Source organism: Luteimicrobium xylanilyticum, from assembly GCF_009429125.1.
GTDB classification, from domain to species: Bacteria; Actinomycetota; Actinomycetes; order Actinomycetales; family Cellulomonadaceae; genus Luteimicrobium; species Luteimicrobium xylanilyticum.
Genome location: NZ_CP045529.1, coordinates 3821468 through 3847281 on the forward strand (window position 1 = coordinate 3821468; position 25814 = coordinate 3847281).

Below are 25814 nucleotides of genomic sequence, written 5' to 3' on the forward strand. Positions count from 1 at the left end.
GACCCTACGCATCGCTCGGTGCGCCCCGCTCAGCCCTCGCCTTGGTCGTACACGAGCCACCGCGACGACGCGTCGGCACGCTCCAGCAGGATTCCCCACGTCAACGACCCCTCGCCCAGGGTCGGGTCACTGGTCTCGGGATCGAACGACACGACGACCGTCGCCGCCTGGTCCGGGTCGAGGTCGGTGCCCGCGACGGCGTCCTCGCCCGTCAGCACGTCCGTGATCGTCGGGTGCCCGTACCTCGACCGCGATCCCAGCCCGTACAGACTGCGCTTCAGCCACGTGTCGCGGACGCCGTCGAACATCCCTGGCGTCGTGACCGCGCGGAGCACGCGCTCGTCGTCGGCGTTCACCGCGTCCAGGTAGGCCTGCGCGACCTGGCCGGGCGTGGCGTCGTCGGGCGGGAGAGCGACGTCGGACCCGTGGTCCGAGGACCACCGCATTCCGAGACCGAACGCCACGGCCAGCGCCAGCACACCGGCGCCCGACAGCCCGACGACGCGCCGCACCCCTCGTGTCATGTCGCGCAATCTATCCGACCCTGACCGGCCCGGGTCGGCGCGCTCACGGCTGGCGCGTGAGCACCTCGAGCCGGGCGCGGTACTCGGCCTCGTCGATCTCCCCGCGGGCGTACCGCTCGCCGAGGACGCCGATCGCGGTCTGGTTCCCGCGGGCCCACGGGGGACCGTAGGCCGCGCCGGACTGCCAGCGCCGCCGGGCGCCACGCGCCACGAGGAACACGATCGACGCGAACAGCAGGAACCACAGGATCGGGAAGACGACCCACCAGCCGAAGCCGGGGCCACCGCCCCCGTGCCAGTAGGGGTGCGTGACGACGGTCGTCGCCGTGGCCGGGACGAGTGCGCTGAGCATAATGACCTCCTCCGTCACGCCGGCGCCCGTTCTCCGGGCCCGACGACGGCCGCTTCAGCCGCACCCTCACGGTCGCCCGCCGGGGGTGGCCGGGTCGTCCCCCGAGGGTTGGCGGTCGGGTACCGCGTTGGTGCCGGATTCGCGCGCCACACAACACACAGCCCGGCGCTCAGGGCCGAGAGTCGGCAGTTCGCGCCGATATGCCCGATATCGCTCCGCCGATCGAGCGCTCCAGCGTTGCGTGGCGTCGAAACGGGAGGGTCAGTCGGCCCAGCCCGGCCGCACGAGCCCCGCCTCGTACGCCAGCACGACGAGCTGCGCGCGGTCCCGGGCCCCGACCTTGCTCATGGTCCGGGACACGTGCGTCTTGACCGTCGACTCCGACAGGTACAGCGTCCGGGCGATCTCGTCGTTCGACAGCCCACGCGCCACCTCGACGAGCACCTCACGCTCGCGGGGTGTGAGGTCGTCGAGGCCGGCCGGCGAGGCGACGGGCCGGGTCGCGTCGGCCACGCGCGCGAGCAGGCGTCGCGTCACCGTCGGCGAGAGCAGCGCGTCGCCGCGCGCGGCAACGCGGACGGCGCGGACGAGGTCAGCTGGCTCCGTGTCCTTGACGAGGAACCCGCTCGCCCCCGACCGGATCGCCTCGGCCACGTACTCGTCGAGCTCGAACGTCGTCACGACGACCACGTGCGTGCCCGACGCCGCCGGGTCGGCCACGATCCGACGCGTCGCCTCGAGCCCGTCGAGCCCCGGCATGCGGATGTCCATGAGCACGACGTCGGGCCGCAGGTCGTGCGTGAGCCGCACCGCGTCGTCACCGGTCGACGCCTCCCCGACGACCGTCAGGTCCGGCTCCGAGTCGACCAGCGCCCGGAACCCGCCCCGGACCAGGACCTGGTCGTCGGCCAGCAGGACCCGGATCGCGCCGTCGTCGGGCATGCTCGTTCCTCCGCTCATCGGTCCTCCCCTCCCGAACTGTCAGGCGCTCGCGGGGGCAGGGGCCGGCCAGCGCCTGACAGCTTCGGGGACGCGAGGGGGAGGCGGGCCTCGACCTCGAAACCCTGCCTGCCGTCGACCCGCGGGCCCCTCCGCACGACGCCGCCCACAGCCTTCACCCGCTCACGCATCCCCCGCAGCCCGTACCCCGACGACGGCGCAGCCCCGCCCACGGCGGCTCCCGGTCCGTCGTCGCTCACCCGGACGAGGACCGCACCGCCACCGGAGGGGTCCGCCCCGACCCGCACGTCGACGCGCGACGCCCCGGTCGCGTGCCGGCGGGCGTTGGTCAGCGCCTCCTGCACCACCCGGTACACGACGCCCGCCACGTGCGGCGGGACCTGGGCCCGGGTCGCGGGGTCGAGGGAGTCGTCGAGCGTCGCGACGGGCCCTCCCGGGACGGTGAACTCGTCGACGAGGCGCGGGAGCGCGTCGAGGGTCCAGGTCGGTGCGCGAGGCGCGGGGCCGGCGCCCTCGGGGTCGTCGGTGTCGCCCGCTCGGGGGCCGGCCACCGTCGCCGCATCCCGCCCCGCACCTGGTGCCACGGGTCCGCCCGCGGGAGCGCCGTCGTCGGACCGGACGATCCCCAGGACGGACCGCACCTCGTCGAGGGCGTCGCGGCTGGTCGACCGGATCTGGGTCAGCGCGGACCGCGCCTGCTCGACGTCGCGGTCCAGGAGGTGCAGCCCGACGCCCGCCTGCACGGAGATCGCGGAGAGCGAGTGGGCGAGGACGTCGTGGAGCTCGCGGGCGATGCGGAGGCGCTCGGCGGTGACGGCGTCGTGCTCGCGACGGTCGGCGGCCTCGCGGGCACGGGCCCGGCGCTCGGCGAGCCGGTCGAACCGGCCCCGCAGGGCCCCCGCCAGGAGCAGCAGCACGCACGACCAGGCAAGCCCGCCCGCGACGGCCGCCGGTGACGGGAACGGCTCGTCGCGGGCCGTGAACGCCGACGGCACGACGACCGCGAGCGCCCCCAAGCCCGACCAGGCGGCGATCCGGCCTGACCGGGCCGACCCGCTGAGCACGAGCGCGACGAGCACGCCCTCGGTCGAGCCGAACACCGGCCCGAGCGGGTAGCCCGCGAGCACATACACGCCGAGCGCCGCGACGGTCACGACGACCGCGGTCACGCGGCGGCGCAGGCTGAACGCGACCACGAACGGCGCCACGAGGAGCAGGAGGACGCCCCCGACGTCGAGGGCGCGGGCGTCGTGCGGGAACCGGTGCGACGCCCCGACGGTCCCGGCGAGCGCCACGAAGGCGAGCCCGCTCGCGAGGAAGAGGCGCGGGCGGCGGCGGTCGAGGGGGCCGGGCGTCGTCGGCACGCCCGGGCTGGTCGTGCCCGCCGCGGTCATGCTCTCCACGGTATTCGCGGGCGGTGCGCCGCGCGTCGGACCGGGGGGCTACCGCGACCGGTACCCCGGTGCCGGGCGGTGCTGTCGGTACCCACCGGGCAGGATGGGCCCATGTCGTCCCAGCCGTCCGGCCGTCTGCTCCTGCTCGACACCGCGAGCCTGTACTTCCGCGCGTTCTTCGGGGTCCCGGACTCCCTCCGCGCCCCCGACGGCACGCCCGTCAACGCGGTGCGCGGGCTGCTCGACATGATCGCCACGCTCGTCACGGACCACCGGCCGACGCGCCTCGTGGCGTGCTGGGACGAGGACTGGCGGCCGGAGTTCCGGGTCGCGGCGATCCCGTCGTACAAGGCGCACCGGGTCGCGTCGGAGGTCGCGCCCGAGGACGTCGGCCCAGGTGACGCGCACTGGGTCGAGGAGGTCCCGCCGACGCTGGTCGCGCAGGTGCCGGTGATCGTCGAGGTGCTGGCGGCGCTGGGGATCGCGCGCGTCGGGGCGCCGGGGTTCGAGGCCGACGACGTCATCGGGACCCTGACGGCCCGCGAGGTCGCCCGTCCTGCGGGCGAGCGGGACAGCGTCGACGTCGTCACGGGCGACCGCGACCTGTTCCAGCTCGTCGACGACGACGCCGGCGTCCGCATCCTCTACCCCGTCAAGGGCATCAAGAACCTCCTGACGGTCGACCAGGCGGTGCTGCGCGAGAAGTACGCCGTGCCGACCGGGGCCGCGTACGCGGACATGGCGATCCTGCGCGGGGACCCGTCCGACGGGCTGCCCGGGGTCGCCGGCATCGGCGAGAAGACCGCCGCGGCGCTCATCGAGAGGTACGGCACGCTCGACGGCATCCTCGCCGCGCGCGACTCGACCGATCCCGGGCTCACCGCGACGCAACGCCGCCGGCTCACGGAGGCGTCCGACTACCTCGACGTCGCGCCCGGCGTGGTGCGGGTCGTGCGGAGCGCGCCCGTCGTGCTCCCCGCGCCTTCGGCCACCCGCCCCGTGCCCGACGACGTCCCTGCCGCACCCGTGGACCCGGACGCTCTCGCGGCGCTCGTCGAGCGGTGGGGGCTGGCGTCGAGCGTGCGTCGCGTGACGGACGCGTTCGCTCAGCACGCCGTGAGCTGAGGCGCCGAGGGGCTGACGCGTCGGGCGGCCCTCACCCCACGAACACGCAGAAGGGGTGCCCGTCGGGGTCGGCGTAGACGCACAGCGGCTCGTCGGGGTCGTCGGTGCGGTCGAGGAGCAGGGTCGCGCCCAGCGCGAGCGCCCGCTCGTGCTGCACGTCGAGCGCGGCGGCGTCGGGCACGGTCGTGTCGAGGTGGAGCTGCTGGGGAACTTCGGGATCGGGCCACGTCGACCGGGGCAGCGCGTCGACCTGCTGGAACGCGAGCCCGAAGTCCTCGCCCGGTTGCCGCAGCACGAGCCAGTCCGCGCCGTTCGGGTCGGGCTCGCCGGGCGCCGGCGCCTCGTCGCCGCGCCGGTACTCGAGCCCGAAGAACTGGCGGTAGAACTCGGCCAGCCGCCGGGCGTCCGTGGTGTCGAGGACGACCTGCCGGATCCGGGGGACGGCCGCGGGCGCCGTCGTCGGTGTGCTGCTCTCGCTCATGGGTGCCACCTCCTCGTCGAGCCTCGCACCGACGCGCGATGAGTTCCACGCAGGCGCACAGTCGATACAGGCACCCCATCGACACCGATCAGGAGAAGCCATGCCTGCACGTGGAGAGGTGCCCGCGGGCGCCCCGATCTGGAACGACCTCACCACCGACGACCTCGACGCGACGGTCGCCTTCTACTCCGGGCTGTTCGGCTGGACCCACGAGGGTCACGGCGAGGAGTACGGCAACTACGGGACGTTCTCCCTCGACGGCAAGCCCGTCGCGGGCGTCATGCCACCCATGGGCCCCGGGCAGCCGCTCGTCTGGTCCGTGCACCTGCACGCACCCGACGTGAGCGCCGCCGTGGACGCCGCCCGAGCCGCCGGCGGCACGGTCCTCGTCGACGCCATGGACGTCATGGACCTCGGCAGGCAGGCCGTCGTCGTGGACCCGGCGGGTGCGGCCTTCTCGCTGTGGCAGCCGGGGACGCACCGGGGCTTCGAGGTCGTCGAGGAGCACGGCGCCCCCGGCTGGCACGAGCTGCACACGCAGGGCTTCGACACCGTCCTGCCGTTCTACGACGCGCTCGGCTGGACCACGCGCGTCATGTCCGACGAACCGCAGTTCCGATACGCCGTCGACGAGGTCGACGACCACCAGCTCGCCGGGATCATGGATGACCCGCGCTCCGGCATCTCCGGCCCGTCGTACTGGCTCACGTACTTCACCACCGACGACGCCGACGCGACCGCCGCCCGCATCACCGAGCTCGGCGGGGCGGTCGTCCAGGGGCCCGAGGACACCCCCTACGGTCGGCTCGTCAACGCGAAGGACCCCCGCGGCTCGGAGTTCTCCGCGATCGGCCCCAACACCGGCGCCTGACACCGGCGCCTGACACTGCCACGACCCATCCGCAGGTCCCACCGCTCCGAACCCCGGTCGAGCGGCAGCGAGGAACCGCCTCGCTGCCCGACCGGAAGGTGGAACCGATGCACGGCATGACCTCCTCCCCGAACCGCGCGCTGGCCGCGGTCTTCGGCGCCGTCTACCTGCTCGTGGGGCTCGTGGGCTTCGCGATCACCCCGGGCGTGGGCTTCGCCGCGACCGAGGGCAAGGACCTCATCGTGTTCGAGGTCAACCCGCTGCACAACATCGTGCACGTGGCGATCGGGCTGACCCTGGTCCTCGCGTCGCGGACCGTCCGCTCGGCCCGGGCGGTGAACACCACGATCGGCGCCGTCTACCTGCTCGTCGGAGTCGTCGGGCTCTTCCTCATCGGGTCGTCGGCAAACATCATCGCGCTCAACGGCGCGGACAACGTGCTCCACCTGGCGAGCGCCGTCCTGCTCCTGGCGGTGGGCCTCGCCGCGGACCGCGAGTACGACCCCGAGCGGCTCCCGGCCTGACATGGCCACGGACACGACAGGCGGCCGCCCCGTGACGACGGCGCCCCTGGCCGCCCGCTCCGCCGTGCCGCTCGGCCGGGCCGGCCGGGCCGGCCGGCCGGGCTGGACCACGACGACGGCCGTCGGCATCGTCGTGCTGGGCGCCGCGCTCGTGAACCTGTCGCTCGTGCGCAGCCTCGACGGGCGCCCGGCTCTGGTGGTGCCGCTCGGCGTGGGGCTCGCCGAGCTCGGCTGGGCGCTCGGCACGCTCCGGGCCCGGGCCCTTCCAGCGGCACGCCTCGCGGGCCCGGCGCTCGTCGTCGCCGGCGCGGGCTGGCTGCTCGTGGCTGCCTGGACGCACGGCACGGTCGGCACCGGCGACGCGACCGCGAGCGTGCTGCAGGTCGCGGGCGGCTTCGCGGTCACGGTGCTCGCGCGCCTCGCCGACACCCACCCGCGCGACGACCGTCGAGCGGCACAAGACGACGAACGGACCGGTCGACGCACGCTGGGGCGGCTCGCCGTCCTGCTCCTGACGGCCGTCGTCGTCTCCGCGGTCGCGGCCACCGGGATGGCCGCGTCACCGGCCGGCGTGGACGCGCACATGCCGGGCATGCCGTCGATGCACCACGGCATGCAGGACATGCCGGGTCACGGCTGACACCGACGGTCAGCGCGCGTCGAGCGTGACGAGCGTCAGCAGCACCGTCGCGCTCGTCCACACCAGCGGGGCGGTGCCGGCCGGACTGCCGTCGTGCAGCACCTTCTCGGGGAACGAGCCGGCCGGTGTGCGGTGCTGGTCGAGCCAGTCGAGCAGCCGGGTCGCGAGCCCCCGGCCCGCGGCATCCGTCCCGGACGCGGCACCGAGCGCGACGAGCGCCGTCTCAGGCGTCCAGCTCACGCCGTCCTCGGCCCAGTGCGCCCCGGGCGCCAGCCCCCCGGCCGGCCGTTCCATCTGCCCGACGGCGGCGCGCAGGGCCGCGCGCACGTCGCCGTCGTCGGACGCGGCGTCGGGCTGGAACGGCGGCAGCAGGAAGGCGACGGCCGCGTCGCGGCCGCTGCTCCCGGGGTAGCGCCCGTACGACGGCGCGAACCCGGCGTCGATCCCCGCGGACAGCCGCTGGGCGGCGGACCCTGCCGCCTGCACGCCGTCGGCGTCGCCGAGCAGGCCGTAGAGGTGGGTCGCGGCACGGAGCCCGGCCAGGAGCGGGGCGGCGGTGCCGAGCGTGACCGTGTCCTCGCGCTTCTCCCAGTAGTCGGGCGACGGCGCGGGGAGGCCCGTGGCCCCGAGCGCGCGGACGGCGGCGTTCGTCCCCCGGTCGAGCAGGGGCTGGAACTGCGCGAGGACGGCGGCGCGCTGGGCCGCGGGTGCGGCGTCGACCGTCTCGCCGAGCGCCCACAACAGCCAGCCGACGCCGTCGGTCTGGGGGGTGCGGTCGTCGGGCGGGCCGCTGCCGTCGGGCAGGTAGCGGGCCTGGACGGTGCCGTCGGCCGCCTGTGCCCGCTGGTAGAAGGCGAGGACACGGCGGGCGTCGCCGACGTGGCCGGTGCGGGCGTACGCGACCGCGACGAACGCGCCGTCCCGCGGCCACGCGTAGCGCCACGGCCCGGACCCGGCGGCGAGGACGGCGCCGTCCTCGAGCGTCATCGTGTGCAGGTCCAGAAGCGCATCGCGGGCCATGCCCTGCCAGCGGGTCCCGGCACCCGGTACTTCGCCGGACGCGAGCCACGTGCGCTGCGCCGCGGCCTCCGCGGTGGCGCCGGCGACAGCACGGGTCCCGGGCTCGAGCCCGGCGCCGTCGGGCTCGACGCGGGTCAGGTTCCCGGCGGCGTCGCGGGCCATCGTGGCGAGGTAGAGGGGCTTGTCGGAGTACGCCGTGCGGCCGAGGTGGTTGGTCGCGGCGACGCCCAGCGTCGCGACGAGCGCGGCGCTGACGAGCAGCGCGAGCTGCCGGCGCCACCGCCGGCGTTCGCCCGCTCGTCGTCGCACGTTCATCGAGGCACTGTACGTCCCGACCGTCGACGGCCACGACCGGGTCGGCTCCGCGGTAGGCAGGGACGCGTACGAATCCACACGCGACTATCGTCGAACCGTGACCGAGAACTCCTCTGCCAGCGCCCCTGTGGACCCCACGACGACGGCCGCCTGGGCGGCCCTCAACAGCCTGCGCGACGGCCTCGAGCCGGACCTGCGCGGCTGGTTCGCCGCCGACCCGGGCCGCGCCGAGCGGCTCACGCTCGAGGCCGGTGACCTCACCGTCGACCTGTCGAAGAACCTCGTGACCGACGACGTCCTCGCGCGCCTCGTCGAGCTCGCGCGCGACGTCGACGTGCCCGGCCGGTACGACGCGATGCTGCGCGGCGACCACATCAACGTGACGGAGGACCGCGCCGTCCTGCACACCGCGCTGCGCCGCCCCGACGGTGCCGAGCCCGAGCTGGTCGTGGACGGCCAGCACGTCGACGACGACGTCCACGAGGTCCTCGGCCGCGTCTACGAGTTCGCCGACAAGGTCCGCTCGGGCGAGTGGACGGGCGTCACGGGCAAGCGCGTCGAGACCGTCGTGAACATCGGCATCGGCGGGTCGGACCTCGGCCCGGTCATGGTCTACGAGGCGCTCAAGCCGTACGTGCAGCCGGGCCTCGAGGCGCGGTTCGTCTCCAACATCGACCCGTCGGACGTGTACGAGAAGACCGCCGACCTCGACCCCGAGACGACGCTGTTCATCGTCGCGTCCAAGACGTTCGGGACGCTCGAGACCCTGACCAACGCCCGCCTGGCCCGCCAGTGGCTGTGGGAGCGCCTGGTCGCGAACGGTGCGATCGAGGACACCGACGAGGCCCGCACCGCCGCCGTCGGGAAGCACTTCGTCGCCGTCTCCACCGCGCTCGACAAGGTCGCGGCGTTCGGCATCGACCCGGCGAACGCGTTCGGGTTCTGGGACTGGGTCGGTGGCCGCTACTCGGTGGACTCGGCGATCGGCACGTCCGTCGCGATCGCCGTCGGGCCGGACGCCTTCGAGGAGTTCCTCGCCGGGTTCCACGCGATCGACGAGCACGTCCGCACCACGCCGCTCGAGCAGAACGTGCCCGTCCTCATGGGACTGCTCAACGTCTGGTACACGAACTTCCTCGACGCCCACACGCACGCCGTCCTGCCGTACGCGCAGTACCTGCACCGCTTCCCGGCGTACCTGCAGCAGCTCACCATGGAGTCCAACGGCAAGTCGGTCCGCTGGGACGGCACGCCCGTGGTGACCGAGACCGGCGAGGTCTTCTGGGGCGAGCCCGGGACGAACGGCCAGCACGCCTTCTACCAGCTCATCCACCAGGGCACGCGCCTGATCCCGGCCGACTTCATCGCCGTCGCGAACCCGGCGCGCCCGCTGAAGGACGGCACCGGTGATGGCGGGGCGGTCGCCGCGGGCGCGGACGTGCACGCCCTGTTCCTCGCGAACTTCTTCGCGCAGACCAAGGCCCTCGCGTTCGGCAAGACCGCCGACGAGGTCCGCGCCGAGGGCACCCCCGAGGCGATCGTCCCGGCCCGCGTGTTCTCCGGGAACCGCCCGACGACGTCGATCCTCGCCCCCGCGCTGACCCCGTCCGTGGTGGGTCAGCTCATCGCGCTGTACGAGCACATCACGTTCGTCGAGGGCACGGTCTGGGGCATCGACTCGTTCGACCAGTGGGGCGTCGAGCTCGGCAAGAAGCTCGCGCTCGAGATCGCCCCGGCGGTCGAGGGCGACGCCGCGGCGCTCGAGGCGCAGGACCCGTCGACCCAGGCCCTCATCGCGAAGTACCTGGAGCTGCGCGAGTCCTGACGACGGCGAAGGGCGTGGCGGGCAGACCCAGCCACGACTCAGGTCCACCCCGTAGAGTGCGGGTGATCCGCACGACGAGCGCCCGCTCACCTCCAGGCTGGGAAGTCGACCCGAGCACCTGCGAGGCAGCGTGACCACACTCACCCCGACCGTCCCGGCGTCCAGGACGTCGCCTCGCGACGCCGCGACGGGCACGTACGCGGCTCTCCTCCGGACCGTCCGCGACGCGGGCCTCCTGCGTCGCACGCTCGGCTTCTACGGCACCACGGCAGGCGTCCTCGGCGCCGTCTTCCTCGGGGTCTTCGTCGGGATGGTCCTGCTCGGCGACACGTGGTGGCAGCTCGCGCTCGCGGGCGTGCTCGGCGTGGTGCTCACGCAGTTCGCGTTCCTCGGGCACGAGGCGTCGCACCGGCAGATCTTCACGTCCGGCCCGGTCAACGACCGGGTGGGACGCTGGCTCGCGAACGGCGTCGTCGGCATCTCGTACTCGTGGTGGATGAACAAGCACACGCGCCACCACGCGAACCCGAACAAGGTCAGCAAGGACCCGGACATCGAGTTCGACACGATCTCGTTCACCGAGGAGCAGGCGGCGAGGCAGACCGGGTGGCGCGCCGTGATCATCCGCCGCCAGGGCTGGCTGTTCTTCCCCCTGCTGACCCTCGAGGGGCTCAACCTGCACGTGGCGTCGATCCGCACCCTCGTCACGGACCGGCGCGAGGGCTGGGTCCGCGAGATCGTGACGATCACCGCCCGTCTGGCCGTCTACCTGGGCCTCGTCTTCTGGCTGCTGCCGCCCGGCATCGCCGCCGCGTTCGTGGGCGTCCACCTCGCCGTCTTCGGCGTGTACATGGGAGCGTCGTTCGCGCCGAACCACAAGGGCATGGCGATCATCCCCCACGACTCGAAGCTCGACTTCCTCTCCCGCCAGGTGCTGACCTCCCGCAACATCGTGGGCGGCCGGATCGTCTCCGACCGTGGCCTGACGCAGGTCTACGGCGGCCTCAACTACCAGGTCGAGCACCACCTGTTCCCGAGCATGCCGCGCCCGCACCTCGCGAAGGCCCGCGAGATCGTCCGCGAGCACTGCGCGCGGATCGGCGTGCCGTACACGGAGACGACGACGTTGCGGTCCTACGGGATCGTCGTGAAGTACCTCAACCGGGTGGGCCTCGCCGCGCGCGACCCGTTCGACTGCCCGACGTTCAGGACCCTGCGGCGCCAGTGAGAGGCCCCGGCGCCGTGGCGCCGGCGTTGTGCGCCCGCGCGTCGCGCGCGAGGATCGAACCTGCGCACCCGACGGAGGGCAGGGAGACGACATGAGGTTCCGCGCGACGCTCGAGCTCAACGGGAAGACGGCCACCGGGATCGAGGTGCCGCCCGACGTCGTCGAGGCGCTGGGCGGCGGGAAGCGCCCGGCGGTCACCGTGACGATCGGCGGCCACTCCTACCGCTCGACGGTCGGGGTCATGGGCGGGCGCACGCTCATCCCGGTGAGCGCGGAGAACCGCGCGCGGGCGGGGATCGCCGCGGGCGACGTCGTCGACGTGGAGGTCGAGCGCGACGACGCCCCGCGCGAGCTCGAGGTGCCCGACGACCTGGCCCGCGCGCTCGACGCCGTCCCGGCGGCGCGGGCCGCCTTCGACGCGCTGTCGTTCAGCGGGAAGCAGCGCTACGTGGACCCGGTCGTGCAGACCAAGGCCCCCGAGACCCGCGAGCGCCGGATCGCCAAGGCCGTCGCGGACCTCACGCCCGCCTGAGGGCCAGTCCCGCGTCGCAACAAGACTAGGGAAATCTTGGCGAGTGTAGGAAAGTGCTATACATAAGTAGTCTTTGGTAGACCCGACCGAGAGCGACGACGCTGATGGACCCTGTCAGAAATCCGTACTCTCCGGGGGCAGGCCGGCCTCCTGCAGCCCTGGTCGGCCGCGACGACGCCATAGCTGCGTGGCGGGTCGCTCTCGAGCGGAGCGCGCTCGGCCGGACAGACCAGCCATTCGTGCTCTACGGCCTCCGTGGCGTCGGCAAGACGGTCCTGCTCTCGGAGTTCGGTCGGGGCGCCCAGAGCCGCGAGTGGATCGTCGCCAAGATCGAGGCCGGGGCAGGCAAGTCGCTTCGAGAACTCCTCGGAGAGAGTCTCTACCCGGTCCTGTCGGATCTCGCCCGCCCTTCAGCGGGCAAGCGACTCCTCAAGGCACTCAAGACCGCGCTGAGCTTCAAGGCGTCCTACGACACGAGTGGGACGTGGACGTTCGGTCTCGACCTGACCTCGTCCGCCGGCGGCGGGGCGGATACGGGCATGCTCGACACCGACGTCAAGAAGCTCGTCCGTGATCTCAGCGAAGGTGCTCACGAGGAGGGGGTCGGCCTCGCCATACTGGTCGACGAGGCTCAGGACCTCGAGCCCGCAGAGCTGGCGACCTTGTGCGTCGTCGCACACGTTGCCGCGCAGGAGCGGTGGCCCGTTCTGTTCTCGTTCGCCGGGCTGCCGAGCCTGCCGCGGATTCTGACCGAGGCCAAGTCCTACGCCGAACGGTTCACCTACTTGCCGATCGGCCCGATCAGCAACGACGTCGTCGGCGAGGCGCTGACGATCCCGGCCGAGCAGGAGGACGCTTCCTGGAACGACGACGCCGTCGCCCTGGTGGTCGAGGCATCCGGCAGCTATCCCTACTTCTTGCAACAGTTCGGCCAGACGACCTGGACGGTCGCCGACGGGCCCCGAATCACCCTGCCCGACGCGCGTCTCGGTGTCGCACAGGGAACCGCACAGCTCGACAACGGGTTCTTCCGCGTTCGATGGGACCGCGCGACGAACGCGGAGCAGAAGTACCTTCGAGCGATGGCCGAGGACGGTGACGAGGGAAGCTCGTCGGGAACGGTCGCCGCTCGGCTGCAGCGCAAGCCGACAAGCTTGGGACCTACGCGGGCCGGGCTCATTGCGAAAGGACTGGTCTACGCGCCCGAGCACGGCATCGTGGCGTTCACCGTTCCTGGGATGGCCGCCTTCATCGGGAGGCAGGTCGAGGTCTGATCGCCGCCGACCCACCAGGACCGCAAACCCCGTCATCGAGGCCGGCGCTACCGATCTGTGGAGAGCCTTCAGTCCCGCGTCGCGACGACGAACGCCCGCCGGAACGGGAGCACCGTCCCGTACGCGCGCTCGGGGTAGGCCGCGCGCAGCCGCGCCTTGTACTCCGCCACGAAGGCCGGCCGGACGTCGTCGGGCAGGGCGGCGAGCACCGGCCGCGCACCGGTCGCGGAGATCCAGGTGAAGACCGCGTCGGCGCCCTGGAGGACGTGCAGGTACGTCGTCTCCCAGGCGTCGACGGTCCAGCCGGGCTGGGCGAGGACGTCGAGGTACTCCTCGGCACGGTGCACGTGCGGGCGCGCGGTCCCCTCGGTCCATCGCGCGTAGGACGGCGCGGCGGCCAGCTCGCGCAGGAGCACGTGGCTCGGGGCGTCCTGGTTGCCCGGCACCTGGACCGCGAGGGCCCGACCCGCGCCGTCGTCCGCCGCCGCGAGGAGGTCCCGCCAGCGCGCGAGCACGTCCAGGTGCCCGGGCACCCACTGCAGGGCGGCGTTGCTGACCACGAGGTCCGGGACGCCGTCGGGCACGTAGTCGGCGAGGTCCGCGAGGACGAACTCCGCGTCGTCCCCGTGCTCCGCCCGCGCCTGCTCGACCATCGCGGGCGACGAGTCGACCCCGGTCACGACGGCGTCCGGCCAGCGGGCGTGGAGCGCGGCGACGAGATGGCCGGGCCCGACGCCGAGGTCGAGCACCGTGCGCGGTGTGCCGGGCACACGAGCGAGCAGGTCGACGAACGGGCGGCTGCGCTCGTCGGAGAACCGCAGGTAGTGGCTGGGATCCCAGTCGGCGGTCCGGGCGGTCATCGGTGCAGCACCCGGCGCGCGAGCGTGTTCCCGAGCATCTGGGCGAGCTGCACGAGGACGATGATCACGGCGACGGCGACCCACGTCACGACGTCGTTGTAGCGGTTGTAGCCGTACTGGATCGCGAAGTTCCCGAGGCCACCGGCGCCGACCGCGCCCGCGACCGCGGACATGTCGAGGATGCCGACGAACAGGAACGCGTACCCGAGGATCAGCGGCGCGAGCGCCTCGGGGACCAGGACCCGGACGAGCGCGTTGACCTTCGACGCCCCCATGGCGCGCGCCGCCTCGATCACACCCGGGTCCGCGGACACGAGGTTCTGCTCGACGAGCCGCGCGGTCGCGACGATCGTCACGACCGTCATCGGGAAGATCGCGGCCTGGACGCCGAGCGTCGTCCCGGTGATCGCGAGCGTCGCGGGCCGCACGGCCGTGAGGAAGATGATGAACGGGATCGGCCGGATCAGGTTGACGACGAAGCTCAGCACCCCGTACGCCCACCGGCTCTGGTAGAGGCCGCCGCGGCGCGTCGAGTAGAGCGCGAGGCCGTAGACGAGGCCGATGATGCCGCCGATGACGAGCGCGGCGAGGACCATCTGCAGCGTCTCGCCGATGGCCTGGCGCAGCAGCGGACCGTCGTAGTCCCAGGTCCACTCGTTGGTCGCGTGGACGATCATCACGCGCCCTCCTTCCGGGCGATCGACTCGACCCAGCGGGCGTCGTCGAGCGGGTCGGCGGCGGTGCCGAGGTCGACGACGGGCGCCGCGTCACGCAGGCGCGTCACGGCGTCCTCGGTCTGCGGTCCCGTCAGCTCGAGGGTGAGGCTGCCGAAGGGCCGGTCCCCGACCTCCGTGACCCCGCCGTAGACGACGGCGGCCCGCGCGTCGAGCCCGGTCGTGAAGGCGGTGACGTCGAAGCCGCGTCCGGTGTCGGGCAGCGTCACGACGACGAGGCGACCCGGGTGCCGCTCGCGCAGCCGTGCCACGACGTCGGGGGCGGGCCGGTCCTTGAGGGCGGTCTGGATGAACCGGCAGGTGGCCTGCGTCTGCGGGTCCGCGAAGATCTGGTAGACGTCCCCGTGCTCGACGACCTTCCCGTCCTCCATGACCGCGACCTTGTGGCACACGTACTGGACGACGCTCATCTCGTGCGTGATGACGACGATCGTCACGCCGAGCTCACGGTTGACGCGGCGCAGCAGGTCGAGGACGTCGCGCGTGGTCTCGGGGTCGAGCGCGCTCGTGGCCTCGTCGGCGAGGAGGATGTGCGGCGACGTCGCGAGCGCCCGGGCGATCCCGACGCGCTGCTTCTGGCCGCCCGAGAGCTGCGCCGGGTAGGAGCGCGCCTTGTCGGACAGCCCGACGAACTCGAGCAGCTCCGCCACCCGCGCGCGGCGCCTGTCGCGGGACCAGCCCGCGAGCCGCAGCGGGTACTCGACGTTGCGCGCGACCGTCCGGGCTCCGAACAGGTTGAACTGCTGGAAGACCATGCCGATGTCGGCCCGCAGGTCGCGCAGCCCGCGCTCCCCGAGCTCGGTGACGCGGCGGCCGTCGACGTCGATGGTCCCGGCGTCGGCGCGTTCGAGCGCGTTGATGAGCCGCACGAGCGTCGACTTCCCCGCCCCCGAGTAGCCGACGACGCCGAAGACCTCGCCCCGCGCGATCCGGAGGCTGACGTCGTCGACGGCGCGCACGCCGCGCGCGACGCTCGCCTCGCCCCGGCCCCGCCCGGCGAAGAACTTGGACACGCCGTCGAGCACGATGATCGGGTCGGCTCCTGTGCTCGTTCCTGGTGCTGCACTCATGCGGCCTCCGCTGCCTCCTCGGCTCGCCTGCCCACGTCTCGCCTTCACGGCTGCGCCTGCTCACGCCCCCGCGCACGATCACACCACTCCGCGCGCGCACCCGCTCGCGAAGTGGCCGCTCCCTGCTCCGCGAAGTAGTACGGCCGCCGGTATACCTCGCGATGTATACCGGCGGCCGTACTACTTCGCGGCCTGTTTGTTCTCGGGGGAAGCGGTCAGCCCTGCTTGAGCTGGCCCTCGACGTCGGTCAGATACTTCTGCAGGTTGGCGGGCGTCTCGTGGACGATGACCGCGGTACCGCCCGAGTTCTTCTTGAGCGCGTCCTCGACCTCGGCGGTCTGCGCGAGCTTCACGAGCTTCGCGTAGACGGGGTTGTCCTTGTCCTTGGCGCGCGTGGCCCAGATGTTGATGTAGGGCTTGGCGGCGTCGCTCGACGGGTCGTCCTGCGCGATCGCGTCGGTCGGCTCGAGGCCCGTGTCCTTGATGTAGTCGTTGTTCACGACGGCGCCCGCGACGGACTTGTCCTGCAGCGACCGGGCGGTCTGGTTCGCGGCGACCGAGGTGACCTTGACCTTCGACTTCGACGTGTCGACGTCGGCCGGGGCGGCCGAGAGCGACTGGGTGCCGTCCTTGAGCGTGACGAGCCCGGCCGAGGCGAGGACGCCGAGCGCACGCGCCTGGTTCGTGCCGTCGTTCGGGATGGCGATCTGCGAGCCGGCGGGGATCTCGTCGACGCTCTTGTACTGCTTCGAGTAGAGGGCGAGCGGGTAGATCGCCGTCGAGCCGATCGGCACCAGGCCGCCGTCGCTGTTGTTGTTGTAGTCCGCCAGGAACAGGATGTGCTGGAACTGGTTGAGGTCCAGCTCGCCCGAGCTCGTGGCCGGGTTGGGCTGCTGGTAGTCGCTGAAGTCGACGAGCTTCACGTGGATGCCCTGCTTCTCGGCGAGGTCGGTGAAGACCTTCCACTGGTCGCCGTCCGAGCCGACGACGCCGATCTTGACCGGGTCGGACGCGGAGCCCTTGGTCGCGTCGCCGCCGCTGCCGGAGTCACCGGACGAGCAGGCAGCGAGGACGAGGGCGGTCGCGGCGGCGACGGCCGTGGCGACGAGCGAGCCGCGGAACCGGCGGCGGGTGCGGGACATGTGGTTCTCCAGGGGTCGGGGCGCGGGGTCGCGCCCGGTGGGGTGGCCCGTGGTGCGGGCCGAGCGTGGCTCCGGCTTCGTCGACGACGTCCGGAGGGCGGGTGGGCACGCGGGGTGCCGCGGGGGTGACGACGGCGCTCACCGGGGACGTGGACCACGGTGCCGCGTCCCGGCCGACCAGGGGTCAGCGCACGGAGCGACAGCACCGACAGCCCGCGGCGCGCACGGCGGGCGCCTGGGGCATTCGCTCGCAGCAGCGGGCGGCGGTCGGGGTCATGACGACAAGCCTGTGCTGGATCCGCGTCCGAGTCCAATCGACCGCGCTTATATCTCACTCTACGAGACACGGAAATGAGATGCGCGCCACCCGTTGACGTCCGTCGCCACCTCTGTTTATGGTCTACACACTGCGTACGAGATACACGCCGCGTGCGACGCACACGGTGGATGGAGCATCAGGAACGACAGGAGACAGGCCATGAACGACCCGATGATCGCCGTACGGGACCTGCGCAAGTCCTACGGCTCGCACCACGTCCTGCGCGGCGTCGACCTCACGGTCCGGCGCGGCGAGATCTACGCCCTGCTCGGCCCCAACGGCGCCGGCAAGACCACCACCGTCAACATCCTCACGACCCTCGTCCGCGCCGACTCCGGGAGCGTCACGGTCGCCGGCGCGGACGTCGCGAAGAACCCGGCCCAGGTCCGGGCCCTCGTGGCCCTCACCGGCCAGTACGCCGCCGTCGACCCGTTCCAGACCGGCGAGGAGAACCTCGTCATGATGGGCAACCTCGCGCACCTGCCCCGGCGGGCCGTCCGGGCCCGTGCCGAAGAGCTGCTCGAGCGGTTCGACCTCACCGGCGCCGCCCGGCGGCCCGCCTCCACCTACTCGGGCGGCATGCGCCGGCGCCTCGACCTCGCCATCAGCCTCGTCGCCTCCCCCGCGGTCCTCGTCCTCGACGAGCCCACCACCGGCCTCGACCCCGCGTCACGCGCCCAGCTCTGGGACGTCGTGCGCGACCTCGCCGCCGACGGCACCACCGTCCTCCTCACCACCCAGTACCTCGAGGAGGCCGACCGCCTCGCCGACACGATCGCCGTCCTGCACGACGGCGTGGTCGCCGCCCGCGGCACCGCGAGCGAGCTCAAGGCCCTCGTCGCGGGCGACCACGTGCGCATCGCGTTCGAGGACGCCGCCTCGCTCCGCGCCGCGCGCGAGCTCGCACCCACGGCGGGACTCCCCGTCGTCGACGTCGACGAGCGCGACCTCGCGCTCACCACGCCCGCCGCGAACCCCGTCGCGACCATCCGCGAGGCGCTCGCCCTCGCCGACCAGCACCACCTCGCACTCGCGGGCGTCAGCGTCGTCAAGCCCACCCTCGACGACGTCTTCCTCGCCGTCACCGGCGCCCCGACCGCAGCCAGCACGTCCAGCAAGGAGAACGCACGATGACCACGCTCGCCCCCTCCGCGCCCACCGGGCGCCGCCCCGCCGTCCCCGCCGTGACAGCCACTCCCGCCGCGCCGTCGGCGCTGACCGGGATCCGCGACATCGGCACCATGACGGCGCGGGAGATCCGACGCACGCTCCGCAGCGTCGACGGCCTCATCACCGCCTTCGCGATCCCCGTCTCGATCATGCTCGTGTTCGTCGTGATCTTCGGCGGAGCCCTCGACAGCAGCGGTGACTACATCAACTACGTCGTCCCCGGCACGCTCGTCCTGTGCCTCGGCTTCGGCTCGGCCGCCACCGCGACCGCCGTCGCCCAGGACATGACCAGCGGCACCATCGACCGCTTCAAGACCCTCCCGATCCTCGGTCCGGCGCCCCTGTGGGGGCACGTGATCGCGAGCGTCGTGCGGAACCTCGCGTCCGCGGCCGTCGTCCTCGGGGTCGCGGTCGCACTCGGGTTCCGGCCCGACGCCGACGTCCTCGGCTGGGTCGCCGTGGTCGGGTACGTGATCCTGACCGTCCTCGCGTTCACCTGGATCTGCGCGGCCGCGGGCCTCGTCCTCAGCGTCGACGCCACGCAGGCGCTCAACACGGTCTTCCTCTTCCTGCCGTACCTGTCCAGCGGGTTCGTGGCGGTCGGCACCATGCCCACCTGGCTCCACGGGTTCGCCGACAACCAGCCGTTCACCCCGATCATCGAGTCGCTCCGGGGGCTCATGGCAGGGAGCGTCGACACGTCGACCCTCTGGACCGCCGTCGCCTGGCTCGTCGGCTTCCTCGCGGTCTCGATCGCGCTCGGCTCGCTGGCCTACCGGCGCCGGACGGCGCGCTGAGCCGGCGCACCCGCGGCCGGGACAGCGGGACCCGGTGCACCGAGGGGCGGGGCTGGAAGGGTGCGGCACGACACCCTCCTCAGCCCCGCCCGGCCGCGGGACCGCCCGTGTCACGCCGGATGGACAGCGTGCAGGAGGATGGACGACGTGACTGAGCCCGACCCGACCGACGCGACCACCCCCGCCGAGGCGCCCGAGCTGCCCCGCGGGCTCGCACTCGCCTGGGGTGTCGCCGCGAGCCCGAACCGGGGGCCGCGGCGCGAGCTGAGCATCGAACGGATCGTCGACGCCGCGATCGAGCTCGCCGACGCCGACGGCCTCGAGGGCGTCTCCATGGCAAAGGTCGCAGCCCGGCTCGGGTACACCACGATGTCGCTGTACCGGTACGTGACCAGCAAGGACGACCTGCTGCTCCTCATGCAGGAACAGGTGCTCGACGTCGAGGCGCCGCCCGCGCACGAGCCACCCGACTGGCGGGCCGAGCTCCGCGAGTGGGTGCTGTTCGCCAAGGCCGTCCTGGGTGCGCACCCCTGGTACCTCGACATCCCGGTCCAGAGCGCGCCGCTCACGCCGAACAACCTGCGGATCGTCGAGAGCGGGCTGCGCGCGCTGCGGAACACGCCGCTCGACCAGGAGGAGAAGATGTCCGTCATCCTCCTCGCGTCGAACTACGGCAAGTCGGCGGCGCAGCTCGAACGGGACCTCGCGCGCGCCGTCGAGGCCGCCGGCGGGAACGACGAGGTGCTCGGCGGCGCCTACGAGACGGTGCTGCGCGAGCTCGTCGACGCCGAACGCTTCCCCTACCTGCGGCCCCTCGTCGAGACCGGCGCGTACGTGGGCGAGGGGCAGATCGACGACGGCGCCTTCGGGCTGGAGCGTCTCCTCGACGGGATCCAGGCCTACATCGACGCACGGCGGGCCGGCCTGCCCGGGGCGGGACGCGACTTCGCGGGCGGCGCGGTCCGCGCGGAGAGCCCCGCCCACGCCGGGTCGCTCACGGGTTCCGACGACGACGTCCGCGCAGCCGAGGCGGTCGCGTCGCACTATGCGCGCGACCCCAAGGTGAAGAAGGCCGCCGAGAAGCGCAAGGACGCCGAGAAGCGGGTGCGCGAGCTGCAGAAGGCGCTGCACGAGGCGGAGAAGAAGGTCCGGGAGGCCGAGAAAGGCGCCCGTGAGGCCCGGAAGGCCGAGGCGGAGGCGGCGAAGGCTGCCGCGGAGCGCGACCGGTCCTGACCCCGCGCCGATCAGACGGCGAGGTGGAGGCGGCGGGGCCCGAGGCCGATGCGGATCTCCTGCCCCCACGACGCGATCAGCCGGTCCGACTCCATCCCGTCGCCGAACACGACGAGCTCGTCCGAGGCGACGACCACCACGAGCTCGTCGTCGCCTCCGAGCGTGCCCTCCGTGAGCTCGACGCCCGTCGACGGCGACGGCCACGCCTCCCGGACGAACCACGCCAGGCGCTCGTCGGTCGGGCCCGGCAGCGCCCGGCCGCCGCGGTCGTGCGCGATCGACGCGCACCAGCCGGTCGCGCCGGTGCCCGTCGAGACGATCAGGCCCGACGACGACTGCCGCTCGCTGCGTCCGCCGTCCCGCCCGCCCAGCTCGAGCCGGTACCGCGCCGACTGGTGCGACGGGTGCCCCACGAACACCTCGTTGAGGGCCGTGAGCTCCTGCCCGTCGTCGAGGGCGGCACGGACGGTGGTCAGGTGCGCGACGTGCGCCCGCTCGGGCGCGGCGAGCAGCCGGGCCGCCGACCGCGCGTCGTGCCGGACGAGCACCCCCGGGTTCGCACCGGGCTCGGGGTCGACCCCGATCACGGGCTGACCGTCGAGGTACTTCGCGACGTTCGCGACGAGGCCGTCCTGTCCGACGACCACGACGACGTCCTCGGGCGCCCACAGGAACCGTCCCAGGTCGGCGCGCTCGACCTCGGCGAACGCCCAGTCCCCCGGCACCGCGGAGGCGACCGACGCCCGCGCGGAGGCGACGGCGTCGTGCCGGCGCTGGACGTCGTCGAGCGTGCGGCCACGGGTCCGGAGGAAGAACTCCGCCTGCCCGCGGGTGCCGTGCCGGTCGAGGAGCTCGTCGAGCTCCGTCCGCCGGTGCACGACGACGGCCCGTCGCCGCAGGCTCACCGCGCACCGCCGGCGGCCTGGGCGAACGCGGCGAGGGCGCCGGTCAGCAGGTCGGGCGTGATGGTGAGGTTGTCGACCTTGGGCAGGGTGCCGGCGGCGTCGCGCAGGGCGAGCGCCAGGAGCGTGCCGCGGTCGACGTCCGCGTAGACGGCCATCGCGGCCGCGTCCTTGGCGGCCTCGGCCTCGCCGACGACGCGCGTCTCCTGCGCGCGGGCGGTCGCCTCGACGTCGCGGCGCTCGGCGGCTGCCCGAGCCTCGATCAGCGCGGCGGCCGCGGCCTCCTCGGCCTCGCGCCGCGCGTTGGTGCCCTCCTGGGCCACGAGGTCCTCGCGGCGTCGGGCGAGCTCGATGCGGCTCGCCAGCTCGTTCTCCGAGATCGTGCGCTCGCGCTCGACGGCGAGCGCCCGCCGCTCGTAGGTCGCGCGGTCGGCCTCGGCCTGGACGCGTTCACGGACCGGCGTCTGGAGGGCCTTCTCGACGTCGGCCTCGGGGCGGACCGCGAGCACGTGCACGCCGAGCACCTCGATGCCGGTCGAGGTGAGGCGCGGGTCGGCCGCGAGAGCGTCCGTGAGGACCTGTCGCACCTGCCCGACGCCGACCTCGAGCGCCTCCGTGAGCGGGAGGGTCGCGACGTGGTCGACGGCGCGGCTCTGGGCGAGCTGGCCGATGATCGTCGCGACCTGCTGGCGCCCGGCGGCTGCCCCGGTCCCCTCGGGCCGGGGCGGGAAGATCCCGAAGTCGAGGCGCTGCGCGACGATGACGGGGTCCGCGAAGCGGAACGTGACGTTCGTCTGGACCGTGACGTCCTGGTGGTCGCGCGTGGTCGCGTGGAAGAGGACCGGCAGCTCCTGGTCGGTCGCGGGGACCTCGCTCAGCACCGACGTCGTGGGCTTGAACCAGAACGCCTGCCCGACGCCTTCGTGCCGCACGTGGCCCTTGGTCAGGTGCACGACGTAGTCCGTCGGGGTGCCGAGGAAGCGGCGTCGGGCGGGGTAGTGCTTGATGGTGGCCATCGTGGTCCTCCTTGTTCGGTCTTTGTTGTCGTCGTAGTGACGATAAACCGCCTCGGGGGTTCTCGTCAACTCGACGACAAGAGGTTAGGCTGGAGGGCATGAGCCGCACCGACGCCGCACCAGGCCTGCCGCCCACCGCCGCGCTCCTGCCCGTGACCGTCGACGTCGTCGGGCTCACCGTGCGCGCAGGCGTCCTGCAGGTGCTCCTCGTCCGGCGCCTGCTCGAGCCCTTCGCCGGCGCGCTCGCCCTGCCGGGCGGATTCGTCCTCCCCGACGAGACCCTCGAGGCGGCCGCCGCGCGCGAGCTCGCCGAGGAGACCGGTGTCGCGCCGCCCGGGCACCTCGAGCAGCTGCGCACCTACGGGCCGCTCGACCGCGACCCCCGCGGCCCCGTCGTGTCGGTCGCGCACCTGCTGCTCGCCCCCGCGTTCGGACTGCCCGCCGCCGGGGGCGACGCCGTCGAGGTCGCGTGGCACGACGTCGGGCCGCTGCTCTCCCGGGGCGGCGGCGGGCGGACGCTCGCCTTCGACCACGAGCGCATCCTCGCCGACGGCGTCGAACGCGCCCGGGCGAAGCTCGAGTACTCGGCGCTCGCGACCGCGTTCTGCGGGCCGGAGTTCACGGTCGCGGACCTCCGCGCCGTGTACGAGGCGGTCTGGGACGTCCAGCTCGACCCCCGCAACTTCCACCGCAAGGCCACCGGCACGCCGGGCTTCCTCGAGGAGACCGGCCGGACGACGTCGGGCGGCACGGGGCGCCCGGCCGCGCTCTACCGGCTTGCCGCGGCCGCCCAGGATCCGGGCGCCGTCGTCCTCAACCCGCCGCTCATGCGTCCGGACGCCTGACCCGACGACGCGGGCCACCCCACCCGCCGCGCTGGTGCAAGACTCTCGACGTGCCCCGACCCCCCCGGAACAGTCCACCCGGGCCACACCGTGACCCGTCACGCTGGCCCGCGTACAACGCGCGACAGGCCGGCCGCCCGCCGCGCGCGCTCCTGGCCCGCGTCCTCGAGCTCGCCGGCCCCGGCGACGGGCGGCACGCACTCGACCTCGGCTGCGGGGCGGGGATCGAGACCGTCGCGCTGCTCGCGGCGGGCTGGCGGGTCACCGCGGTCGACGCCTCCCCCGGCACGGCGGAACTCGTGCGCGCCACGATCCACGACGCCGACCTCCTGCCTGGCGACGGGGAGCTCACCGTCCTCGAGGCAGACCTCACCGACACGCCGCTTCCGCCCGTGGACCTCGTGTACTCGGGCTGCGCACTGCCGCACCTGCCGCCGACGGCGTTCGCCCGGGCCTGGACGCGCGTCCGGTCCGCACTGGCGCCTGGTGCGTGGCTCGCCGTCGACCTCTTCGGCGACCGCGACTCGTGGGCGATCGACGGCGCCGAGACCTACCTGACCCGGAACGACGTCGAGCGCCTGCTCGACGGGCTCGACGTCGTCGCGCTCGATGAGTCCGAGCACGACGGTCCCGCGTTCAGCGGCCCGAAGCACTGGCACGAGTTCGGTGTCGTCGCCCGGCATCCGCACAGCTGACCGACTCGGCGTCTGGCGCGGTCGAGTTTTCACGCCACGCAACACGCAGATTCCCAGCCGTGTTGCGGCGACGGCCGATATGCCCGGAATGCCCTGCGCTGGGCGCTCGCCGCGGGGGTCGCGGCCGCGGAATCTGTTGCGTGGCGCGGAAACTCCGCGCTCTCAGGACGAGGCGACCGGGAGGTACACACGTCCCCCCGCGTCGACGAACTCCTCGGACTTCTCCGCCATCCCCGCCTCGATCGCCTCGACGCTCGTCAGGCCGTGCTCCTCGGCGTACGCACGCACGTCCGCGGAGATCCGCATGGAGCAGAACTTCGGCCCGCACATCGAGCAGAAGTGCGCGGTCTTCGCGGGCTCGGCGGGCAGGGTCTCGTCGTGGAACGCGCGGGCCGTGTCGGGGTCGAGCGCGAGGTTGAACTGGTCGGTCCAGCGGAACTCGAACCGGGCCTTCGACAGCGCGTCGTCCCGCTCCTGCGCGCGCGGGTGGCCCTTGGCGAGGTCGGCGCTGTGCGCGGCGATCTTGTACGTGATGACGCCGACCTTGACGTCGTCGCGGTCGGGCAGGCCGAGGTGCTCCTTCGGCGTGACGTAGCAGAGCATCGCGGTCCCGGCCTGCGCGATCATGGCCGCGCCGATGGCCGAGGTGATGTGGTCGTAGGCGGGGGCGATGTCCGTCGCGAGCGGACCGAGCGTGTAGAACGGCGCCTCGTCGCACCACTCCTCCTCGAGGCGCACGTTCTCGGCGATCTTGTGCATCGGCACGTGGCCGGGGCCCTCGATCATGACCTGCACCCCGTGCGACTTCGCGACCTGCGTGAGCTCTCCGAGGGTGCGCAGCTCGGCGAGCTGGGCGGCGTCGTTGGCGTCCGCGATGGACCCGGGCCGGAGCCCGTCGCCCAGCGAGAAGGTCACGTCGTAGGCGGCGAGGATCTCGCACAGCTCCTCGAAGTGCTCGTACAGGAACGACTCGCGGTGGTGCGCGAGGCACCACGCCGCCATGATCGACCCGCCGCGCGACACGATGCCCGTGACCCGGCGCGCGGTCAGCGGCACGTACCGCAGCAGGACCCCCGCGTGGACGGTCATGTAGTCGACGCCCTGCTCGGCCTGCTCGACGACGGTGTCCCGGTACACCTCCCACGTGAGCGCGGCGGGGTCGCCCTTGACCTTCTCGAGCGCCTGGTAGATCGGCACGGTCCCGACGGGGATGGGCGCGTTCCGCAGGATCCACTCACGGGTCTCGTGGATCTGCTTGCCGGTCGAGAGGTCCATCAGCGTGTCGGCGCCCCAGCGCGCGGCCCACACCATCTTCTCGACCTCCTCCTCGATCGACGAGGTCACGGCCGAGTTCCCGATGTTCGCGTTGATCTTCACCGCGAACTTCTTGCCGATGATCATCGGCTCCTGCTCGGGGTGGTTCCGGTTGGCCGGGATCACCGCACGGCCGCGCGCGACCTCCGACCGCACGAGCTCCACGTCCACCCCTTCGCGCGCCGCGACGAACCGCATCTCGTCCGTCACGACGCCGGCCCTCGCCCAGGCCAGCTGGGTCCGGGCGGTCCCGCGGTCGGTGGGGGCGGCGTCGGGCACGCGCCACGACGCGCGGAGCCGCGACAGCCCGGCGCGGACGTCGGGGCGGGCGGGCTCCGTCTCGGTGCCCTCGGTGTACGGGCCGGAGGTGTCGTAGACGTCGAGGTGCTCACCGTTGGTGAGCTGGATACGGCGCGCGGGGACGGCGAGCACGGTGGGGGCTGCGCCGTCGGGCGTGGTGCCCGGGGGCGGGACGGGCAGATACACCTTGGTGGACCCGACGATGGGGCCGGTGGTGATCTCGGTGGCGGTGTCGCCGGAAAGCGCGCGGGCGCGCGCAGAGCTCTCGCTCATGATGTCTCCCTACGTCGGCATGACCCGGACAGGTTCGTGCGGTCGGCGACGCGTCAGTCGCCCTCTCAGCCCGCTGCTG

At 73.2% G+C, this 25814-nt stretch carries 26 protein-coding genes; 13 read left to right on the forward strand and 13 right to left on the reverse strand.

What is annotated here, in order from left to right; all coding sequences use genetic code 11:
• Positions 1-29: 29 nt before the first annotated feature.
• The 4 genes from KDY119_RS16995 to KDY119_RS17010 all read right to left on the reverse strand — a co-directional run bounded on the left by KDY119_RS16995 (position 30) and on the right by KDY119_RS17010 (position 3230).
• The gene (locus KDY119_RS16995) at positions 30-524 is read right to left on the reverse strand and encodes a hypothetical protein (protein ID WP_148284055.1); all 495 of its coding nucleotides are present in this window, start codon (positions 522-524) and stop codon (positions 30-32) included.
• Positions 525-567: 43 nt separating this feature from the next.
• A complete protein-coding gene (locus KDY119_RS17000; RefSeq protein WP_036947703.1) occupies positions 568-876 on the reverse strand; it encodes an SHOCT domain-containing protein in 309 nt (102 codons plus the stop codon).
• Between the two features lie 261 nt (positions 877-1137).
• On the reverse strand, positions 1138-1836 hold the full coding sequence (locus tag KDY119_RS17005) for a response regulator (RefSeq protein WP_051136352.1): 699 nt from the start codon (positions 1834-1836) through the stop codon (positions 1138-1140).
• A complete protein-coding gene (locus KDY119_RS17010) occupies positions 1833-3230 on the reverse strand; it encodes a sensor histidine kinase (protein ID WP_051136353.1) in 1398 nt (465 codons plus the stop codon). Before KDY119_RS17010 ends, KDY119_RS17005 begins: the two co-directional genes overlap by 4 nt.
• 111 nt (positions 3231-3341) lie before the next feature.
• Here KDY119_RS17010 and KDY119_RS17015 point away from each other — a divergent pair, with 111 nt between their 5' ends.
• Positions 3342-4355, forward strand: coding sequence for a 5'-3' exonuclease (locus tag KDY119_RS17015; RefSeq protein WP_036947708.1), 1014 nt, complete (start codon positions 3342-3344; stop codon positions 4353-4355).
• Between the two features lie 31 nt (positions 4356-4386).
• Here the strand turns inward: KDY119_RS17015 and KDY119_RS17020 are convergent, their stop codons facing one another.
• On the reverse strand, positions 4387-4836 hold the full coding sequence (locus KDY119_RS17020; protein WP_051136354.1) for a VOC family protein: 450 nt from the start codon (positions 4834-4836) through the stop codon (positions 4387-4389).
• Positions 4837-4936: 100 nt separating this feature from the next.
• Here KDY119_RS17020 and KDY119_RS17025 point away from each other — a divergent pair, with 100 nt between their 5' ends.
• The 3 genes from KDY119_RS17025 (at position 4937) to KDY119_RS17035 (ending at position 6871) form a co-directional block, all read left to right on the forward strand.
• A complete protein-coding gene (locus KDY119_RS17025) occupies positions 4937-5707 on the forward strand; it encodes a VOC family protein (protein WP_036947710.1) in 771 nt (256 codons plus the stop codon).
• A gap of 116 nt (positions 5708-5823) precedes the next feature.
• Positions 5824-6231 (forward strand): DUF4383 domain-containing protein, encoded by a 408-nt coding sequence (locus KDY119_RS17030; RefSeq protein ID WP_036949026.1) that lies wholly within the window; start codon positions 5824-5826, stop codon positions 6229-6231.
• A gap of 31 nt (positions 6232-6262) precedes the next feature.
• Entirely contained in the window at positions 6263-6871 is a 609-nt protein-coding gene (locus tag KDY119_RS17035) for a hypothetical protein (protein ID WP_153022574.1), read from the forward strand.
• Between the two features lie 9 nt (positions 6872-6880).
• Here KDY119_RS17035 and KDY119_RS17040 read toward each other — a convergent pair whose 3' ends face one another.
• Positions 6881-8206, reverse strand: a complete 1326-nt coding sequence (locus KDY119_RS17040; RefSeq protein ID WP_153022575.1) for a glycoside hydrolase family 15 protein — start codon at positions 8204-8206, stop codon at positions 6881-6883.
• 97 nt (positions 8207-8303) lie between these two features.
• On the opposite strand from KDY119_RS17040, the gene pgi reads away from it, so the two are divergent.
• The 4 genes from pgi (at position 8304) to KDY119_RS17060 (ending at position 13065) form a co-directional block, all read left to right on the forward strand.
• Entirely contained in the window at positions 8304-10031 is a 1728-nt protein-coding gene (gene pgi, locus KDY119_RS17045; RefSeq protein ID WP_153022576.1) for a glucose-6-phosphate isomerase, read from the forward strand.
• A gap of 130 nt (positions 10032-10161) precedes the next feature.
• Positions 10162-11259: a fatty acid desaturase family protein gene (locus KDY119_RS17050; protein WP_036947725.1), complete on the forward strand. Its 1098-nt coding sequence runs from the start codon at positions 10162-10164 to the stop codon at positions 11257-11259.
• A gap of 91 nt (positions 11260-11350) precedes the next feature.
• The gene (locus KDY119_RS17055; RefSeq protein WP_036947730.1) at positions 11351-11791 is read left to right on the forward strand and encodes a YdeI/OmpD-associated family protein; all 441 of its coding nucleotides are present in this window, start codon (positions 11351-11353) and stop codon (positions 11789-11791) included.
• A 104-nt stretch (positions 11792-11895) separates the two neighbouring features.
• Entirely contained in the window at positions 11896-13065 is a 1170-nt protein-coding gene (locus KDY119_RS17060) for an ATP-binding protein (RefSeq protein ID WP_036947733.1), read from the forward strand.
• Between the two features lie 68 nt (positions 13066-13133).
• On the opposite strand, the gene KDY119_RS17065 is transcribed toward KDY119_RS17060, so the two are convergent.
• The 4 genes from KDY119_RS17065 to KDY119_RS17080 form a co-directional block, all read right to left on the reverse strand.
• Positions 13134-13925, reverse strand: coding sequence for a methyltransferase domain-containing protein (locus KDY119_RS17065; RefSeq protein ID WP_153022577.1), 792 nt, complete (start codon positions 13923-13925; stop codon positions 13134-13136).
• Positions 13922-14602, reverse strand: coding sequence for a methionine ABC transporter permease (locus tag KDY119_RS17070; RefSeq protein ID WP_036949029.1), 681 nt, complete (start codon positions 14600-14602; stop codon positions 13922-13924). The genes KDY119_RS17065 and KDY119_RS17070 overlap by 4 nt, the downstream gene beginning before the upstream one ends.
• On the reverse strand, positions 14602-15729 hold the full coding sequence (locus tag KDY119_RS17075) for a methionine ABC transporter ATP-binding protein (RefSeq protein ID WP_083890699.1): 1128 nt from the start codon (positions 15727-15729) through the stop codon (positions 14602-14604). Before KDY119_RS17075 ends, KDY119_RS17070 begins: the two co-directional genes overlap by 1 nt.
• A 215-nt stretch (positions 15730-15944) precedes the next feature.
• Complete coding sequence (locus tag KDY119_RS17080) at positions 15945-16871, reverse strand: MetQ/NlpA family ABC transporter substrate-binding protein (protein WP_036947746.1); 927 nt, start codon at positions 16869-16871, stop codon at positions 15945-15947.
• Between the two features lie 478 nt (positions 16872-17349).
• On the opposite strand from KDY119_RS17080, the gene KDY119_RS17085 reads away from it, so the two are divergent.
• The 3 genes from KDY119_RS17085 (at position 17350) to KDY119_RS17095 (ending at position 20390) form a co-directional block, all read left to right on the forward strand.
• The gene (locus KDY119_RS17085; RefSeq protein ID WP_153022578.1) at positions 17350-18324 is read left to right on the forward strand and encodes an ATP-binding cassette domain-containing protein; all 975 of its coding nucleotides are present in this window, start codon (positions 17350-17352) and stop codon (positions 18322-18324) included.
• A complete protein-coding gene (locus KDY119_RS17090) occupies positions 18321-19157 on the forward strand; it encodes an ABC transporter permease (RefSeq protein WP_036949036.1) in 837 nt (278 codons plus the stop codon). The genes KDY119_RS17085 and KDY119_RS17090 overlap by 4 nt, the downstream gene beginning before the upstream one ends.
• 147 nt (positions 19158-19304) lie before the next feature.
• Positions 19305-20390 carry a TetR/AcrR family transcriptional regulator gene (locus tag KDY119_RS17095; protein WP_227994412.1) on the forward strand — a complete coding sequence of 362 codons (1086 nt, stop codon included), beginning with the start codon at positions 19305-19307 and terminating at the stop codon, positions 20388-20390.
• An 11-nt stretch (positions 20391-20401) separates the two neighbouring features.
• Here the strand turns inward: KDY119_RS17095 and KDY119_RS17100 are convergent, their stop codons facing one another.
• Positions 20402-21295 carry a diacylglycerol kinase catalytic domain-containing protein gene (locus KDY119_RS17100; protein WP_153022579.1) on the reverse strand — a complete coding sequence of 298 codons (894 nt, stop codon included), beginning with the start codon at positions 21293-21295 and terminating at the stop codon, positions 20402-20404.
• Entirely contained in the window at positions 21292-22308 is a 1017-nt protein-coding gene (locus tag KDY119_RS17105; RefSeq protein WP_036947750.1) for an SPFH domain-containing protein, read from the reverse strand. Before KDY119_RS17105 ends, KDY119_RS17100 begins: the two co-directional genes overlap by 4 nt.
• A 98-nt stretch (positions 22309-22406) precedes the next feature.
• Here KDY119_RS17105 and KDY119_RS17110 point away from each other — a divergent pair, with 98 nt between their 5' ends.
• The gene (locus KDY119_RS17110) at positions 22407-23153 is read left to right on the forward strand and encodes an NUDIX hydrolase (protein ID WP_051136357.1); all 747 of its coding nucleotides are present in this window, start codon (positions 22407-22409) and stop codon (positions 23151-23153) included.
• Between the two features lie 50 nt (positions 23154-23203).
• On the forward strand, positions 23204-23848 hold the full coding sequence (locus tag KDY119_RS17115; RefSeq protein ID WP_153022580.1) for a class I SAM-dependent methyltransferase: 645 nt from the start codon (positions 23204-23206) through the stop codon (positions 23846-23848).
• Positions 23849-24010: 162 nt separating this feature from the next.
• On the opposite strand, the gene thiC is transcribed toward KDY119_RS17115, so the two are convergent.
• On the reverse strand, positions 24011-25735 hold the full coding sequence (thiC, locus tag KDY119_RS17120; protein WP_036947752.1) for a phosphomethylpyrimidine synthase ThiC: 1725 nt from the start codon (positions 25733-25735) through the stop codon (positions 24011-24013).
• Between the last annotated feature and the right edge of the window lie 79 nt (positions 25736-25814).